This window comes from Butyricimonas sp. Marseille-P3923, assembly GCF_900184685.1.
Taxonomy (GTDB): Bacteria; Bacteroidota; Bacteroidia; order Bacteroidales; family Marinifilaceae; genus Butyricimonas; species Butyricimonas muris.
The window spans coordinates 625,684-643,148 of sequence record NZ_FXXL01000006.1; the positions used below are offsets into that span (position 1 = coordinate 625,684).

The following is a 17,465-nucleotide window of genomic DNA, read 5'->3' on the forward strand; positions in this document are numbered from 1 at the left end:
TTCAGTTTAGAAACTAACATTCAAACCCACTGAATAAGTTTTTTGAATCGGGTAATTGAACCCATTTTTCCCCAACTCCACGTCCCAGATTTTAAAATCCGTGATGCAGAACGGGTTGTTCGTGCTAATCGCCAATTTCACGTTCTGGAGTTTCAACTTGTCCAACCATCTCCTGGGTAAACTGTAAGCTAACGTGATCGCCGTGCAACGCAAGAATGAACATTCCCGCATGAAATAGGTACTCTTTCGAACCTCCACGTCACTGTCATTCCATCTTTCCTGGGGGTTATGCGCACTTATCGCTTGATTGGAAAGACGCGGCCAGAAAGGCTTCTTCGCCATATTATCGTCCGACCAGTGGTCGTCGGCAATCTCTTTGAGCATGGCGTGATTATTCACGAACGGGCTGAGAGCCATCGGGTCCATGAAGAACGTGCGCTTGCCCGATCCCTGGAACGAGAACGAGAACTCGATATTCTTGTAAGTCAAGTATCCGCTAAAACCGTAAATCAAACGAGGTTCTTCCGGGTAGCCGATAAACGTGACATCATTTATATCAATCTTGTTATCCCCGTTCAAATCCCGGTAACGGATATCACCCGGTTTCACGTCACCTTCCTGGCTGGGAGAATTATCAATTTCTGCCTGATCGCGGAAAAGCCCCTCGGCAATATACCCTATAGCCTGACTGATCTCGCGCCCCTTTTTACGTTGCCACGGCTGTGTACCGATAGCTTCTTCTATATCTCTATAAATAACTTTATTATACGTCAGGGTTCCGTTCAGGATAAACCCGAAATCCTTGTCGAACATATACTGGAGTTTCCCTGAAAAATCGACTCCACGGGAGCGGGTTGATCCGATATTATCCAGTTGCGGCACTTCAATACCCATGGATGCCGGAACGATCACACGCTGCGAAATGATATTATGGCGTATTTCCTGGTAGATATCCGCTTGAATTTCAATTAAATCCCGGAAGAATTTAGTTTCGATACCGAAGTTCATCGATTCTGCCACCTCCCATTGAATGTTATCATTGGCATACGTAACCACGGCTTTGCGTGAAAATCTTTGTGACGAATAGGGAGGCAAATCTATACGTTCCTGATTCATCGCTACCGCTGACATCCCTTTTGACTGGATCGTTCCCAGTTTCGGGATATACACGTAACGAGGCTCGTCGATAACCCCGTCATTCCCCACTTTACCGTAAGAGAAACGGAATTTCAAATAAGAAAGCACCTTCGCGACAGGTTCCATCCATTTTTCACTGGAAGCTACCCAGGCTCCGCCGACAGCGGGGAAGAACCCCATACGGTTCCCTTTGGCAAAACGTTCCGACCCGTTGTAAGCGCCACTGGCTTCAATAAAATATCGATTCTTGTATCCGTAGGAAGCACGAGCCGAATAATTCAAATTACGTTGCGGCATCCCGTTCAGCACTTCAGTAATCGGGTTGAACGTGCGCTCGTACAGCTGGCATACTCCCGTCAACGAGGTTTGGTGGTCACCCCACGCGGCAGTATGGTAAAGACGTCCCTCGAACGTCAACCTCGTATCGGTAGAAGAACCCGACGACCCGACACTCAACGTTCTCGAGGAACCCGCATTACGACCATCTGCTACCAGCGTATGTTCCCCCGTCTCGAAGTCATAATTTCCCTCGGGCAAAGAATAGTAATAAGGTGCTGTTGTATACCCCTGGTCGTACAAACCGCTTTGTACCAAAGAAGCACTTAAACGCAACTCCAAGCCTTTCACCAGCACAGACAGATTCTGTATATACTCGGCTTTGTTAATTGTCGAATACCGGATACGCTTTTTATACCCTTGTTGCAAAAGAGCGTACGGGTTTACATCTACCGTCGGACCGGCAGAGGTCGTACCGAAACGAAGATGCGGCCACCCGTATTTCATGTCTCCCGGGTAAGTCGGGGCAAAATCTACCGGCGAAGCGTTGAACGCCAAAGAATACGCGGATTGGGTATCGATCAACGGACCATTATACCTATCCAAGGTGGCTGAAGAATTGATCACGAGTTTGATTCCTGCATGAAGATCAATATTCAAATTGGTTCGAAAAGCAATCTGGTGATTCCGGATATTACAGTTGAACTGGTTCAACCGGTCGGTCTTCAACATACCCTGATCGTAATTGTAAGCAAGAGAAGAGTAATACTGCACCACCCGGGAGCCACCGCGGATAGTCGCCCCGGCATAGTGGTTCACGCTGAAATCTTTAAACAGGATATCATACCAATCGTTGGCAGGATAAACCCAAGAAGGATATTTGCCGGAAGCGGTACGATTAATCCGCTCCACGCTATATTTCGGGGTAGCCGAATTGGAACGACCGATCAATGCCTGGTTGTAATACCGCATATATTCTATCGGGTCTGCCACCTCTATTTCTTTCGTGGGTTGGGTCACTACCATCTCGTAACGAGCGGTAGTGTACACGCTGCCTTCCGCACCTTTCTTGGTGGTAACCAAAATGACACCGTTCGCCCCGCGGGCTCCGTACATCGCCGTGGCAGAAGCATCCTTCATCACGCTGAAACTTTCCATATCTTCCGGTGCGATACGGGACAAATCCAACATGGAACATTCCACCCCGTCCAACAAAATCAACGGGCTGGAATTAGCCCCTCTCTGGAAAGACGTGATCCCGCGAATGACAATCTTGTTATTTAGTTCCTCTTCCGTCAAAGCTACCGGTAAACCGCTTTGTTTATAACCGATCAGTCCTGAAACCCTCCCGACAAGCCCGGCGGTGAAGTCACTGCTGGAAGTCTTCAGATCCATCGGTCGCACGGTGGTGATCGACCCCACGACACTCTCCTTCTTCTGTTCCCCGAAAGCCACGACGGTTACCTCTTCCAGGTTTTCCTCCGTGGGATTCATCGTGATATTCGCCCTCGATCTTCCTTTAACGGGAAACACCTCATCCTCGTAACCGATAAAAGTAATTTTCAACACGTCATCCGGCTTCACGTTCAAGGTAAACCGCCCGTTTTCATCCGAAGCGGTACCCCGCGTGGTACCAAGAATAAGAACCGTCGCCCCGGCTATAGGATTTCCTTTCTCGTCAACGACCGCACCTTTTATACTGATCGTGCTTTGCTGATCGCTCTCGGTTTGTGATTTCTTGATCCCGATCAAGATTAATTCTCCCTCGATCTGGTAAGAATACTTTGATCCATTCAACAACACGGTCAACGCGGAATCCACGCTCACGTTTTTCACCTGGATCGAGAAATGTTCGTTTGAAATCGCATTCCGGTCATCCCGGAAGCCATAGGCAAATCCCGTTTGTCTTTTAATTTCCGACAGGATACTTACTAACGTCTTATCCTTCACGTTCAGAGTAACTTTCTTATCATTTTGCTGTTGCACCTCCGGAAAACCGGAAGCAAAGAGTTGTTTCGGGCAATATAGAATCGGCATAATCAACAAAAATATGCCTATAGCAATTTTATTCACCCCTGTTTTAATCGTTTCTACTTTCTTTTTCATAAATTTGTAAGAAATTATAGATATAACGTTCTACTTACGTTTTCTGTAATGACACCACCAAAGGTTTCAGACCTTCGAAATCGAACCTTGTGGTTATTTTTTCAAGGGAATCTTCTCTAAGAAGATTCTCTTTTTTGGTAAATACAATCTACTTTATATAATAGACACCTCCTTCTTTTTTTACCGGTTTGTTAATAATCAGTCCTAAAGCACGCACCACCCAGTCTATCGTCGACGATTTGTCAAACTCCAGGCTGAAAGTTTCTTTTTCCAATCCCGGGGCAAGGCGAATCTCCACCCCGTACCATTGGGATATATCAAATATTATTTTATCCAATCTCGCCCGGTTGTATTTAAAACTATTCCCCAACCACGCGGTATAATCTGCCGGATCTACTTTTTCCACCCGCACGGCACTATCTATCATCGAGTAACATACCCGCTGGTTGGGTAAAATCATGGTTTCCTTGCCTCCCGCCGTCATACCTATACTCCCTTTCACGAGTACCGCCTCGGCAAGAGCGAGTTTTTCACTGCTGAACAAGTTAAACTCCGTACCATACACCTTCACTTGTGTTTCTCCGGCTTTCACGACAAAAGGAATATCGGATTTCTCCACGCTAAAATAGCCTTCCCCCTTTAGTTCCACCCGCCGGACTGAATCACAGAACTCCTCCGGGAATCTTAATTCACTGCCGGCATTCAACATAACAGTGGAACCGTCTGCTAGTTGCACACTGTAGGTATATCCGGCAGGAATTACAACCCGAACGATTCGGACATTTTTTTTAACAGGGGTGAGATTCTTCTCAGATAATTCTTCTTGTTTCTTTTTCCCCACGACATAGACATTCCCTTTTTCTTTTACTTCCAGCGTATCTAATGAAAGGATCACATCGTTTTTCTCGGTAGTGATTAAGGTCGGCACTTTTATCTCGGCCATTTTTATCACGGGAGTTCTTTCTATCACTTGTTCCCTTTCAGGCAACATCGTTGTTACCATGAAAAACAACACGATCGCTGCCGCCACGGAACTCCCCGCATACAACCAATGACGGGATGCTCTTTTCTTCCGCTCCAGTCCCCGCAATCTTGCCTGCAATTTTTCCCCCATCTTCTCCTTGTCCATCCGTGCTATCTGATGTATCTCCTCTACCATCCGTTCCACGACATCCGTCCCCGTTTGCCTCCCTTCCTCTTCTTCGGTAAACTCCATCTCACGCAAGAGAATCTCCTTTTTCATCGACTCCGCCCGCTCGATCGCCTTCCCGGCAATTTCCAAATCTTTTCTCTCTTTATTATCCAATTTCTTCATATATTTTTGCCATGCTTTTATTATAAAACAGTTTTCTCCGCTCATTTTTACCTGAGGTGAGTTGTATTTAATATAGTTTAACATCTTGTGTAAAAAAGGTATGTTTGTTAAACGAAGGAATTCTCGCAAATTGCTCATTTATTGAGCAATTTTTCACAAAAAAACGATATAGAATTTGCATCCGGCAATATCATACCGCTCTGGCATTTCAGGTTCAATTATTAGACTTGCCTCCGATTTGAAACAAAAATAAGGATGACTTGCCTCCGATTTGAAACATTTTCGTATATTTGCAACTGATAATCAACACCAAAGCAATTATCACTTTAAAATAACAACCTCATTAATTTACCTCGTGGGACAATTACCAAATATCATTGAAAAAGAATCTCTTTCACAAAAATAAAACACCATGAAAAACACCATCATATTCAACGCCCGCATCCTCACCATGAACGAGAACATGGAGGTAATTAAAAACGGCTCTATTCTGATAGAAAAAAATTGTATCAAAGAAATTCGTGACGGTAAAATCGAGATGCCCGATGCCGAATATTTCGACGCGGAAGGCATGATCGTAATGCCCGGATTCGTGAACACGCACACGCACGTGCCGATGACCATGTTACGCGGGTACGCCGACGACCTTCCCCTTCACACGTGGCTAAACGACCATATCTTCCCGGCAGAGGCCCGTATGGTGACACCGGAGAATGTTGCCGTGGCTACCCGGCTGGCCTTTATTGAAATGATCAAATCGGGTACGACCTGTTTCAACGACATGTACTTCTTCGAGGATATTATCGCCGCAGAAGCCAAGAAAGCCGGAATCCGTGCCGTTATCGGCGAATCGCTCATAGACTTCCCGACTCCCAGTTTTCACACGCTCGACGAGGGTATTGCCCGCTGTGAATCCCTCGTGCAGCAATGGTACGGGAACGACCTGATCCACCCGACGGTTTGCGCCCACTCGCCATACACCTGTTCGAAACAAACCCTGAGAAAAGCAAAAGATATAACGGAAAAATACAATATTCCCCTTCACATCCATGTTGCTGAAACCCGCAAAGAAGTAGAGGACGTCACGGCACAAACAGGAGCCTCCCCTGCTGAGTATCTCTACTCGATCGGCTTACTTGACCGAAACGTGATTGCCGCTCATTCCGTTTGGCTCAACCCGAAAGAAATCGAATTATATGCCCGGACACACACCTCCGTGGCGCATTGCCCGAAAAGCAATCTAAAACTCGCCAGCGGAATCGCCGACACGGACACCTACCTGAAAGCGGGGGTAAACGTGAGCATCGGGACCGACGGCACGGCAAGCAACAACACGCTGGACATGGTCGAAGAAACACGCTTCGCCGCCCTTCTCCCCAAGGGAACACGTTACAACCCGGAAGCCGTCAGCGCCCGCACCGCCCTTCGCATGGCAACCATCAACGGGGCTAGAGCCTTGGGATTAGGTCATTTGACCGGAAGCCTCGAAACAGGTAAACGGGCAGACCTCATCGTGATTCACGCCGACGCCAGCAACATGATTCCCGTGTACGACGAGTACTCTGCTATCGTGTACGCGGCGAACAGCAAGAACATCCGTTCCTCCATGGTCAACGGCAAATGGATCATGCGAAACCGGGAAGTTCTGAACATCGACAAAGAAGCCACCATGCACGCCATGCAACACCTTGTGAATGAATCGAGAAAATGTAATCAATAATTTTCAATCTTCAACTTTCAATTTTCAATTAAATACGTTAGTTTTGCAGACCTTTTTATAAAGAAAGGAGTTTATAAACACTATAAACCCAAATAGATATGGAGAATAAAAATTATGGAGGACTCGACAGCGAGTTTACGGCATACGAAACAGCCGAGATTGTAGTATTACCAGTACCTTACGACGGGACAAGCACGTGGTTGAAGGGAGCGGACAAAGGTCCCGATGCGATTCTTGAAGCATCGGCAAACATGGAACTCTACGATATCGAAACGGATTCCGAAGTTTACACCCGCGGCATCGCGACATTAGACCCGGTAACGGAAGCCTCTTCTCCCGAAGCCATGTCTCAAGAAGTGGAAAAACAAGTTGATAAAATTCTGACAGATAAAAAATTCCCCGTGATACTGGGAGGGGAGCACTCCGTGAGTATCGGGGCATTCCGGGCTTTTGCAAAACACTATGACAAATTTTCTGTCCTGCAATTGGATGCACACTCCGATATGCGCAGCGAATACGAGGGTTCCACCCACAACCACGCCTGCGTGATGGCCCGTGCCAAAGAATTGGCTACCGTTGCACAAGTAGGCATCAGAAGTTCCGCTATCGAGGAAAAGGAAAACATCATGCCCGACCGTATTTTTTACGCTCACGACCTGCATGATGCCAAAGAGGGCAACAACTGGATGTACATGGTATCCCAGAAATTGCATGACAACGTTTATATCACGATCGACTTGGACGTTTTCGATCCCGCTATTCTTCCGGCCACGGGAACCCCGGAACCGGACGGATTGTATTACCGGGAAGTATTGAATTTCCTGAAACTGATTAACGAGCGCCACAACATCATCGGTTTGGACGTGGTAGAACTTTGCCCCAACGAAATCAATAAATCATCCGATTTCCTTGCAAGCAAACTGATCTACCAGATATTGAGCATGAGGTTTCAAAACCAATAATACAATTTTAGATTTATGACTTACGATTTATGATTCAAAAAAGCGTAAGCCTTGTGCGGTTGGAATCCAAAATCTAAAATCATAAATCACAAATAAAGAAATTGAGTCAATAAGGTCCTCATAATTGTACCTTATATTTTTAAATAAATAAAATGGAAAAGAAAGATTTATTAAAAGACACTATCAAACACATCGACATCAAATCGTATGACTCAACCCAATTGATCGACGCGATGCGCGATATGTCCTTCACCTCTCGCGATACTGCCAGAGCAACTGATATCCTGATGATGATGGTTGGAGAGAAAGAGTGTACTAATATTCTTACCATTGCCGGAAGTACAAGTGCTGCCGGATGTATGCAGGTATATGTGGATATGGTTCGCAACAAAATGGTTGACGTGGTAGTTTCTACCGGGGCATCTATCATCGACATGGACTTGTTCGAGGCTCTGGGTTTCAAACACTACAAGGGACACCAGGACGTGCCTGACATGCAATTGAGAGAACTTTACATTGACCGTATTTACGATACGTTCATCGACGAGGAGGAATTACAAGCTTGCGACCACACGACTTACGAGATCGCCAACAACTTGGAACCCCGTCCTTATTCATCACGTGAATTTATCTGGGAAATCGGGAAATGGTTACACGAGGGACACGCCGTGAAAAAAGACAGCTTGATCCAAACTTGCTATGAATGTGGTGTACCCATCTTCTGCCCGGCATTCTCAGACTGTAGCGCGGGATTCGGTATCGGTAAACACCAATGGGAACACCCCGACAAACACCTGTCGATTGACTCGGTAAAGGACTTCGTTGAACTGACCCAAATCAAGATCAAGGCTGGTACTACCGGACTGTTCATGGTCGGTGGCGGAACCCCGAAGAACTTCGCACAAGACACCGTAGTCTGTGCTGAAATCTTAGGTTTCGACGTGCCTATGCACAAATACGCCATCCAAATCACCGTGGCTGACGTTCGCGACGGAGCATGCTCTTCTTCAACCTTGAAAGAAGCCTGCTCTTGGGGTAAAGTCGACGTTACCTACGAGCAAATGGTTTACGCCGAAGGTACAACCGTTATTCCCGCTATCGCAAGTTACGTTTATCACAACGGACCTTGGAAAGAAAGAGAATATAAAAATTGGAATAAATTATTCCTGAAATAATGAAGAAAGAAAAGGCTGTCTATTTACTTTTTAGACAGCCTCTTCATTTATAACGCATTTTTGCGGAAAATCTCTACACCGTCAAGGGGTAAAATTCCCCACCCATTCTTCCGGGTATATTCTTTCAACTATCCAAGAAATTGCCTATATTTACTTTTCGAAAACGGGAGATGGAAAACAAGAAAATCATTCATATTGATATGGACGCGTTCTATGCTTCCATAGAGCAACGGGATCACCCGGAATACCGGGGAAAGCCTCTTGCCGTGGGAAGAGCGGAGAAAAGGGGAGTCGTGGCAGCTGCCAGTTATGAGGCTCGACGTTATGGCGTACGCTCTGCCATGTCGTCCATGAAAGCCAAACAACTTTGCCCGGATTTGATCTTTGTCTCTTCCGGCATGGAACATTATAAATCCGTTTCCCACCAAATACATGAAATATTCCGGGAATATACCGATATCATCGAACCGCTGGCGCTTGACGAGGCATTTCTCGATGTCACGGAGAACAAAAAAGGCATCACCCTTGCCGTGGATGTCGCCCGGGAAATAAAGCGGGAAATAAAAGAAAAGCTCGGTTTGATAGCCTCCGCGGGAGTATCCTACAATAAATTCCTTGCCAAGATCGCCTCCGATTACCGTAAGCCAGACGGGTTATACACGATACATCCCGAACGGGCTGCCGATTTTATAGCGAAATTACCCATAGAAGCTTTTTGGGGTATCGGGAAAGTTACCGCCCGAAAAATGCATTCGCTAGGAATACACACGGGGGCAGACCTTCGCAAATGTTCTGCGGCTTTTCTCGCTCGCAATTTCGGGAAAAACGGGGCTCTATACCACGATTTCGCGCATGGAATAGACCCTCGAATTGTTTCCCCCGAACGTATCCGCAAATCAGTGGGTTGCGAAAGTACCTTCGACAACGACTTGACAAACTATATCGCCGTTATCATCGAGTTGTACCACGTGGCAGTTGAACTTATACACAGGCTAGAAACATCCGGTTTCAAGGGACATACCCTCACGCTAAAAATAAAATTCCACGACTTTTCTCAAAAAACACGTAGTGCCAGCGTGGCATATGAACTGAAAACTTTAAAAGAAATTCTCCCTCTGGCAAAAAAATTACTCCGGGAATTAGAACTTACTCAATTTAGGATTAGACTCATAGGACTCTCTGTATCAAATCCTTTCGAGGCGACATCTATTGAAGGACCATTACAATTAAGGTTTGATTTTGATTAATTATGAAACCTTTACGTTTAATTGACGTATATAGGCATACAATTTGAATAAATTATCATGTAACCGAAACTTAACGGAAACGTCACTCGGTTACGATGAAAACCTGATACCTTTGTATCAGTATTCAAAGAGAGACTTCGATTTTTTTTCATAAATTTGTTATTGGTATTTTGGGTCCCCGCTGAGACAGCGCGGACCATTTTTATTTTACCCTGTACACATCCAAAGTACACGGGAGCGTTTTTTTTCCTAGGCAAACCGGGACTGTATTAACACCTAATTCCAACCGTATTCAAACTCTATTAATAAGGTAATAATTCACCTTTTCCAGAGCCCGCCCAGAACTCAAACAGACCAACCATACTCCGGGATAGCTGTGCCACGGCGAAGCAACAGTTCGGCTACGGCAGAATAGCAGGTTCTTCCCGAGAATACAATTGATTTTTTTAAGGGATTATTTCAGTACATAGTGAAACCTTTCGTCGAGAAATACGTTTACTACTATAGATTTCAATGATTAATCTATATAATGGAAATTTAACTATAAGAATTTTCATATATAAAGAAAAGCCGATACCTTTGTATCGGATTTCAAAAGAGACTTCGATTTTTTTTCATAAATTTGTTATTGGTTGCCTCCTGCTGTGACAGCACGAGGCTTTTTTTCTTTCACCGTTGCTAAACTATAAAATCTTTTTTTACCTACAAACGTTTGCACCACTTTTAATAGTGTTAAATATCAGAATAGCCACAACAATCTAGTTATCAATAGTGTTGTTTTTCGCTTTAACACTTCCAGAATTGCGTTTTCACAAAAAAAAAGATCGTGTCAACATCTACAATGAGATAACTAACACGACCTTCTATATTTCGAAAATTATATTCTGCTTATTCCAAATAGGTATACCCGTACAATCCGGAACGGTAATTTGACAAGAACTCACGTCCTTCTTCTGCCGAGATAATTCCTTTCTTCACGGAACTCGTTACCCATACCTCGACGGTTCTAGCCATTTTCTTCGGCATAAACTGCACGTATTCCAATACATCCGCGACGGTTTCCCCTTCGATTACCTTATCAATCACGTACTCATCACCTTTCACCTTAATATGAACGGCATTCGTGTCCCCGAACAAGTTGTGCAAATCTCCCAGAATCTCCTGGTAAGCCCCAACGAGGAATACCCCCAAATAATAAGGTTCCTTCCCGTTCAAGTCATGCACCGGAAGGTGGTACGAGAAATTACGCGTAGAGATAAAATTATCTATCTTCCCGTCGGAGTCGCAAGTGATATCCTGCAAAGTTGCCGATTTCGTCGGCTGTTCATTTAAACGGGAAATCGGTATAATCGGGAAAATCTGGTCTATCGCCCATGAATCAGGCAACGACTGGAACAACGAGAAATTACAGAAATATTTATCCGGCAATAACTTGGAGATTTTCTTTAATTCGTCCGGTGAATGTTTCGTGTTCACCGCCATATCATATACATCACGGGCTACCGACCAGAACAAACGTTCGATTTGGGCACGGGTATGCAAATCAATCAACCCGAGATTGAACAATCCCAAGCCATCCTCACGTATCTGCATGGCATCATGCCACGTTTCGATTAAGCGGGGCTGGTTCAAGTTCTCCCAAAGGTCATACAATTCTTTCACCAGTTCATGGGCATCCTCGGCAATCTCCTCGTTCTCGTCAAAAGCCGGCAGGCTCGTGCTTGCCAATGCCTCGAAAATCAACACGGAGTGATGCGCCGTCAAGGAGCGTCCCGACTCGGTAATGATATTCGGCTGTTCCAATTCATTCTTCTCGCAAGCATCCACCAGAGCGGAAACGGCATCGTTCACGTACTCCTGAATCGAGTAGTTCATGCTATTGCCACTTGTAGCGGAACGGGTCCCGTCATAATCGACACCCAGTCCGCCCCCGATGTCGACGAAACGTATATTGTACCCCATGTTTTTTAATTGCACGTAGAATTGGGATGCCTCTTTCAATGCCGTTTTGATACGGCGGATGTTCGTCACCTGACTTCCGATATGGAAATGAATCAGTTTCAAGCAATCGGTCATCTTGTTCTTTTGCAGGACATCGAGCGCTTCCAACAATTCACTAGAATTCAAACCGAACTTGCTGACGTCACCCCCGGACTCTTCCCACTTTCCGCTACCGGAACTTGCCAATTTAATCCGGATGCCGATGTTCGGGCGAATTTTCAGGCGCTTAGATATAGCGGCTATATTCCTCAACTCGTTCAACTTCTCAACCACGAGGTAGATATTCCGCCCCATCTTCTGTGCCAACAAGGCCAGCTCGATGTAGTTCTCGTCCTTGTACCCGTTACAGATAATCATGGCATCATCGTCAATATCGATGGATAGCACGGCGTGCAGTTCCGGTTTGGAACCAGCCTCAAGACCGATATTATATTTCGTCCCATGACTTACAATCTCCTCCACGACCGGACGCATCTGGTTCACCTTGATCGGGTAAATTATAAAATTTTTCCCCGTGTAACCATATTCCGTGGCAGCCGCCTGGAAACAACTTGAGATTTTTTCGATCCGGTTATCCAGAATATCCGGGAACCGTAATAACACGGGAGCGGACACATCTCTCACCTGAAGTTCCTCCATCAATTCTTTGATGTCAATCCTTGGTCCTCCTACTTTCGGTGTTACCGTCACGTGTCCTTTCTCGTTAATCGAAAAATAGTTCAGCCCCCAACCGTTGATATTGTACAGTTCTGCTGAATCGTCAATGCTCCATTTTCTCATTTCTATTCTAAAGATCTTTAAGGTTGATTGTCCCGCAAAGCTACAATATATTTTTATATATGAGTTTATAAAGTTCATAAAGTTTGTAAGGTTTATAAAGTAACGGGTGTCCTTCGGACTATACCTATCGGCAGCCATGCTGTCGTGGATAATAAACTTTATAAACTGATTGCTTCCTACAAGTTTTGAATTTCCCGTATCCCATCACGGGTAATCATCAGACGGAAACGCCTGTAATCGACGTTTCCCTCGTGTCGCAATTGAATCAGGAAATTGACGTAGTAAATTTTCTCTCCCTTGATTGCCGTGTAACCCGAATCCCCCTCCGGAACATAAAGTTCATAAGCGTGCTCATCCATCTTCCGGGCAAAATTTCCCAAATCAAAGCGGATAATCTCGTTTACTCCCGAAATGTCATATTGACTATATTCACCTAAAATTTCCGCATCCAACTGTATCCACTTGCGGTAGAGAATAATCTTCTCACCCGCGTACCGGTTGTCGGCAGCCAAGAGATCAGTACGTGCCCGTCGGTTAATAATTTCTTCCGGCACCTTATTTTCCGATATAAAATCTACCCCGTCTTTGATCTGACCGACCACCTTATCCCCCATACTGATCTTCGTTTTCCGGTCAAAATAATTCTTCCCCAAGCGGTGGGCAAAATAGAATCGCATCAATTCCTTGATCCTGTCTTTCAGCATATAACTCACGACCAAAGCCACGAACAAGGGCATGGTAAAATTGCCGTACTTCTTTTGAAAGGAGAACGCGATTACCGTGGCAAATATCATCGAGAGCCCGGCTGCCAGACTATAATATATCTGCTCGACCAATACCCCGTCCCGTTTTTTCGATGCCTTCAAGAAAAGATCACTTTCCGCGTATTTCTTCAATATCCCCCGCCGATAAATCACCGTCCGGTTCTGATCCCGACTATCTTTCTCCGCTACCAGATAACCATGCTTCTTCTTGTAGGCTATCTCTTCATGCACCAGTTCCAGCAATTTCTCCTTCTCTTGCTCGTAACACTTCACGTCAAACTCTTTCAACCCGTCCAATAAACGAAACGTGTGAAACTCGATCAAGTTGGAAAGATACTCGTCCCCGAAAGAAAAATAGTTCAACGCTTCTTTCGGCAAACCCTGTACATGAACAATCTTTTTCAACTCCCGATAACGACGGGCAATAATCCGAACACAAGCCACATAGTGCCCTACCATCAATTCCCGTTCATTCACTTCCACCTCGTGATGAATCGCCTTATTCACGCTCCCCCGCAAGGCGCTTTTGAATATCGAGGTGAACATCTTGATTTGGTATTCGTAAGTTTCGATAGACTCCCTCGTGCGTTCCTCTACCAGATGTTGAAACGCATCCTCCAGAAACACGAAAGGGGTCCACTCTCCCTCCGCGATTTCCTCCAACGAATAAATCGGGGTAATTAGCCTCACGTTAGAACGCACGTCCTTGTAAAAATCATCTTTCGAGTAAGTCGATGCACTGATACCAAGACTATGAGGCACGAAAAACCACGTGTCCATTCTGAACTCGTTCTCCTCCCGATCACGATCTACCACGTAACCGACCTTAAACTCCACGGAGTACCTGTCATGTAACTTTACCCGAATATCAATCATAACGAATCTACATCCTAAAATCGTTATGCAATGTACGTATTATTTTCGAGAATATAAAAAACAGAAAGAACGCCTTCACAAGCGTTCTTTCCTATTTGGTCGAGATGACTGGACTTGAACCAGCGGCCTCCACGTCCCGAACGTGGCGCGCTACCAACTGCGCTACATCTCGTTTCCGTTTTGCGAGGGCAAAGATAATAAAAGTATCAATTATAATCACTATATTTGTGGAAATTTTTTTAGCAAACAATTTTTTTCTTGATATGGATACTATAAGACAAAATAAAGTAGGGCGTTTGATACAACGAGATTTAAGCGAAATGTTTCAGAAAGAGTGTAAAGAATACACCGGAGGTGCAATGTTATCCGTTACTGCCGTGCGAGTTAGCCCTGACATGTCGTATGCCCGGGTATACTTGAGTATTTTCCCGTCCGAACTCGCGGAGAAAGTATTAGGTATTCTGGACGAGAAAAATAAAAACATCCGTTTTATCCTCGGGAAAAAAATCGGAAAGCAAACGCGTATCATCCCGGAATTACGTTTCTTCGTGGATGACAGTCTGGACTACATAGACAAAATAGACAATCTATTGAAGCAATAGAAGACCGCCACGATGAAACTGTCGATATTCATTGCCCGGAGGTACCTGTTCTCTAAAAAGAAACAGAACGCCATAAACATTATTTCTATCATCAGCATGATAGGAGTTATGATAGGCACGACCGCATTGATTGTCGTACTTTCCGTGTTCAATGGCATCGACACGTTACTCACCACGGTAACAGACAGCTTCACTCCCGACTTGACGGTTACTCCCGCGCAAGGAAAATTCGTCGCCACCGACTCCCTGCTGCTGGAACAGTTGAAAAAGATGCCCGGTATCGCGTCTTTCGATGCCGTCGTGGAAGAAAATTCACTGGTAAAATTCGGTGATAAACTTGTCCCCGTGATAGTGAAAGGAGTCGAGGAAGATTACGCCCGCCACGCGGGAATTGCCCCCACCATCATTAGTGGGAAATTCAGTCTTGAAGAAGAAGACAAACCGACCGTGGTACTCGGGTACGGTATTGCCGCCGCCTTGCGCACCCGCCTTGGCATGCAATCACCGGTAACATTCTATTACCCGGACAAAACCGCATCATCGGCATCCATGTCGGCATTAAACAGTCAAAGGATATACCCGATTGGAATATTCTCCGCGCAACAGGATATTGACGGGAAATACGTGATTACCGGAATAGAAACCGCAAGAAAATTATTCGGGGTTCCGGGTGAAATATCCAAAATAGAGATTAAACTGAAAAACCCTGACAACCTCGCGTCTTTTAAAACATCACTCGCGACGGAAGTGGGAACAAAATACAAGGTACTCGACAAGTATGACCTCAACCGTTCGTTTTATGCCATGATGAAATCCGAGAAACTCGCGGTATTCCTAATCTTGTTGTTTATCCTACTGATTGCCTCATTCAATATCGTGGGCTCCGTTTCAATGTTGATTATAGACAAGAAAGAAGATATTGGCGTCTATCAAGCCCTGGGAATGACAAAAGAGAAACTCGTTTCAATCTTTAAACTGGAGGGGAACCTAATCACGGGAGTCGGGGCTTTCGCCGGACTTATCATCGGAACCGGACTTTGCCTGCTGCAAGAATATTACGGTTTCATCACCCTCGGCAACGGCAGTTACATCATCAACGCTTACCCCGTGAAAGTCGTTGCCTCGGATATCTTGATTATCATGCTCACGGTCATTGCCATCGGGTACATCGCCTCGCATTTCCCGGTACGATACCTCGTGAATAAAATTGTCAAATCGTAAATGATATATATATGTATAAACTTCTGATACTCTCGTTCACGCTTGCCCTTTTCACGCTTCCATCCACGGGACAGGAAAAAGAGCGTATCGTGTTGATAGAAACCAGCATGGGCAATCTCAAAGCCAAATTATACAACGATACCCCGATTCACCGGGATAACTTTATCGAATTGGCGAAATCCGGTCAGTATGACGGGACACTATTTTACCGGGTAATCAAAGACTTCATCATACAAGGCGGTTCCGCAGACAGCCGTAACGCGGTTGCCGGTCAGGAACTAGGATACGGTAGAGAAATCACGATAGACGCCGAAATCAAACCGCACCACTACCATAAAAAAGGAGCTTTGGCTGCCCCCCGGCAACCGGACGAAACAAACCCGCTCAAGAAGTCGGATATCTCGCAATTCTATTTCACCGTCGGGAGAAAATACCCGCCGGAAGAACTGGAGCATATCGAAAAATCGGTAAACGTGCCCATCAAAAGGGCTATCCAGAATAAATACTATACCCCGAAGAAAAAAGCGATTCTGGATTCTTTAAAAGCACAGAAGAACGTACCGGAATTCCGGAAAATAGCCAACAAAATCAAGGCGGACATCGCCCGTGACTGGGAAAACAACACGGAAAAACTTTTCATGGACGAGGCTAAAAAACAAGCATACACGACAGAGGGCGGCGCACACAGCCTGGACGGCGAATACACGGTGTTCGGGGAATTGATTGAAGGTTTTGACATTCTTGACAAAATCGCCGCTTTGCAAACAGATAAAAAGAACCGTCCGTTAAAAGACGTGAGAATAATCCGAGTAAAAATAATTGAATAATGATAGCACACAAACACGTATTACTATGGTGTAATCTTCTATGGGCAGGCGTTATCTTTTTCTTATGCGCCATTCCCTCGAGTTCCATACCGGACCCCAAATTGAATATCCCACATTTGGACAAGGTCGTCCATTTCGGCATGTTCTTCATCATGTCCGTATTCCTGTGCGATGCCTTACGCCATAAACTATCCTCGCGTGCCTGCTACTTGATTGCCATCGGGTTCAGTTTCGCATATGGCGGCTTGATAGAGATACTTCAATACAAATATTTCCATCGAGGGGGTGACTGGTGGGATTTGCTCGCCGATGTACTCGGCGGAATCGCGGGATGTTTATTATATCCCACGGCAAAAAAAATAATGGACAAACTTGTAGCCCGTTTCTGCAAAAATACTCGAGATAAAAATTGAAGTTCTCGAATAATTGAAATGTATCAGACTTTTTTATTACATT

The 17,465-nt window shown here is 45.2% G+C and carries 12 protein-coding genes and 1 tRNA gene; 8 read left to right on the top strand and 5 right to left on the bottom strand.

The window, feature by feature from the left end; all coding sequences use genetic code 11:
- Positions 1–6: 6 nt before the first annotated feature.
- A complete protein-coding gene (locus CS948_RS08435) occupies positions 7–3,519 on the bottom strand; it encodes a TonB-dependent receptor (RefSeq protein WP_099291248.1) in 3,513 nt (1,170 codons plus the stop codon).
- 148 nt (positions 3,520–3,667) lie between these two features.
- Entirely contained in the window at positions 3,668–4,834 is a 1,167-nt protein-coding gene (locus CS948_RS08440) for a FecR family protein (protein ID WP_176554980.1), read from the bottom strand.
- Positions 4,835–5,246: 412 nt separating this feature from the next.
- Between CS948_RS08440 and CS948_RS08445 the strand changes: the two genes are divergently transcribed.
- The 4 genes from CS948_RS08445 to dinB all read left to right on the top strand — a co-directional run bounded on the left by CS948_RS08445 (position 5,247) and on the right by dinB (position 9,938).
- Positions 5,247–6,554, top strand: a complete 1,308-nt coding sequence (locus CS948_RS08445) for an amidohydrolase family protein (protein ID WP_255301922.1) — start codon at positions 5,247–5,249, stop codon at positions 6,552–6,554.
- Between the two features lie 98 nt (positions 6,555–6,652).
- Positions 6,653–7,516, top strand: coding sequence for an agmatinase (gene speB / locus CS948_RS08450; protein ID WP_099291250.1), 864 nt, complete (start codon positions 6,653–6,655; stop codon positions 7,514–7,516).
- Between the two features lie 152 nt (positions 7,517–7,668).
- Positions 7,669–8,691, top strand: a complete 1,023-nt coding sequence (locus tag CS948_RS08455; RefSeq protein ID WP_099291251.1) for a deoxyhypusine synthase — start codon at positions 7,669–7,671, stop codon at positions 8,689–8,691.
- A 170-nt stretch (positions 8,692–8,861) separates the two neighbouring features.
- Entirely contained in the window at positions 8,862–9,938 is a 1,077-nt protein-coding gene (dinB, locus tag CS948_RS08460; RefSeq protein ID WP_099291252.1) for a DNA polymerase IV, read from the top strand.
- An 888-nt stretch (positions 9,939–10,826) separates the two neighbouring features.
- On the opposite strand, the gene speA is transcribed toward dinB, so the two are convergent.
- From speA to CS948_RS08475, 3 genes are all read right to left on the bottom strand, one after another.
- Positions 10,827–12,719 carry a biosynthetic arginine decarboxylase gene (gene speA / locus CS948_RS08465; RefSeq protein WP_099291253.1) on the bottom strand — a complete coding sequence of 631 codons (1,893 nt, stop codon included), beginning with the start codon at positions 12,717–12,719 and terminating at the stop codon, positions 10,827–10,829.
- 176 nt (positions 12,720–12,895) lie between these two features.
- Entirely contained in the window at positions 12,896–14,359 is a 1,464-nt protein-coding gene (locus CS948_RS08470; protein WP_099291254.1) for a hypothetical protein, read from the bottom strand.
- A gap of 96 nt (positions 14,360–14,455) precedes the next feature.
- Positions 14,456–14,531: transfer RNA gene (locus tag CS948_RS08475), tRNA-Pro, on the bottom strand.
- Between the two features lie 91 nt (positions 14,532–14,622).
- On the opposite strand from CS948_RS08475, the gene rbfA reads away from it, so the two are divergent.
- The 4 genes from rbfA to CS948_RS08495 are packed head-to-tail and all read left to right on the top strand — an operon-like array spanning position 14,623 to position 17,422.
- On the top strand, positions 14,623–14,961 hold the full coding sequence (rbfA, locus tag CS948_RS08480) for a 30S ribosome-binding factor RbfA (protein WP_099291857.1): 339 nt from the start codon (positions 14,623–14,625) through the stop codon (positions 14,959–14,961).
- A 12-nt stretch (positions 14,962–14,973) separates the two neighbouring features.
- Positions 14,974–16,182, top strand: coding sequence for an ABC transporter permease (locus CS948_RS08485; protein WP_099291255.1), 1,209 nt, complete (start codon positions 14,974–14,976; stop codon positions 16,180–16,182).
- A gap of 11 nt (positions 16,183–16,193) precedes the next feature.
- Positions 16,194–17,009, top strand: a complete 816-nt coding sequence (locus CS948_RS08490) for a peptidylprolyl isomerase (RefSeq protein WP_099291256.1) — start codon at positions 16,194–16,196, stop codon at positions 17,007–17,009.
- Complete coding sequence (locus CS948_RS08495; protein WP_099291257.1) at positions 17,009–17,422, top strand: VanZ family protein; 414 nt, start codon at positions 17,009–17,011, stop codon at positions 17,420–17,422. The genes CS948_RS08490 and CS948_RS08495 overlap by 1 nt, the downstream gene beginning before the upstream one ends.
- Positions 17,423–17,465: the final 43 nt, after the last annotated feature.

Bases quoted from the DNA above. Each gene is read 5' to 3' on its own strand.
- speB (WP_099291250.1), top strand. From the start codon at position 6,653: ATGGAGAATAAAAATTATGGAGGACTCGACAGCGAGTTTACGGCATAC.
- CS948_RS08455 (WP_099291251.1), top strand. From the start codon at position 7,669: ATGGAAAAGAAAGATTTATTAAAAGACACTATCAAACACATCGACATC.
- CS948_RS08485 (WP_099291255.1), top strand. From the start codon at position 14,974: ATGAAACTGTCGATATTCATTGCCCGGAGGTACCTGTTCTCTAAAAAG.
- CS948_RS08440 (WP_176554980.1), bottom strand. From the start codon at position 4,834: ATGAAGAAATTGGATAATAAAGAGAGAAAAGATTTGGAAATTGCCGGG.
- CS948_RS08490 (WP_099291256.1), top strand. From the start codon at position 16,194: ATGTATAAACTTCTGATACTCTCGTTCACGCTTGCCCTTTTCACGCTT.
- CS948_RS08470 (WP_099291254.1), bottom strand. From the start codon at position 14,359: ATGATTGATATTCGGGTAAAGTTACATGACAGGTACTCCGTGGAGTTT.
- speA (WP_099291253.1), bottom strand. From the start codon at position 12,719: ATGAGAAAATGGAGCATTGACGATTCAGCAGAACTGTACAATATCAAC.
- CS948_RS08435 (WP_099291248.1), bottom strand. From the start codon at position 3,519: ATGAAAAAGAAAGTAGAAACGATTAAAACAGGGGTGAATAAAATTGCT.
- dinB (WP_099291252.1), top strand. From the start codon at position 8,862: ATGGAAAACAAGAAAATCATTCATATTGATATGGACGCGTTCTATGCT.
- rbfA (WP_099291857.1), top strand. From the start codon at position 14,623: ATGGATACTATAAGACAAAATAAAGTAGGGCGTTTGATACAACGAGAT.
- CS948_RS08495 (WP_099291257.1), top strand. From the start codon at position 17,009: ATGATAGCACACAAACACGTATTACTATGGTGTAATCTTCTATGGGCA.
- CS948_RS08445 (WP_255301922.1), top strand. From the start codon at position 5,247: ATGAAAAACACCATCATATTCAACGCCCGCATCCTCACCATGAACGAG.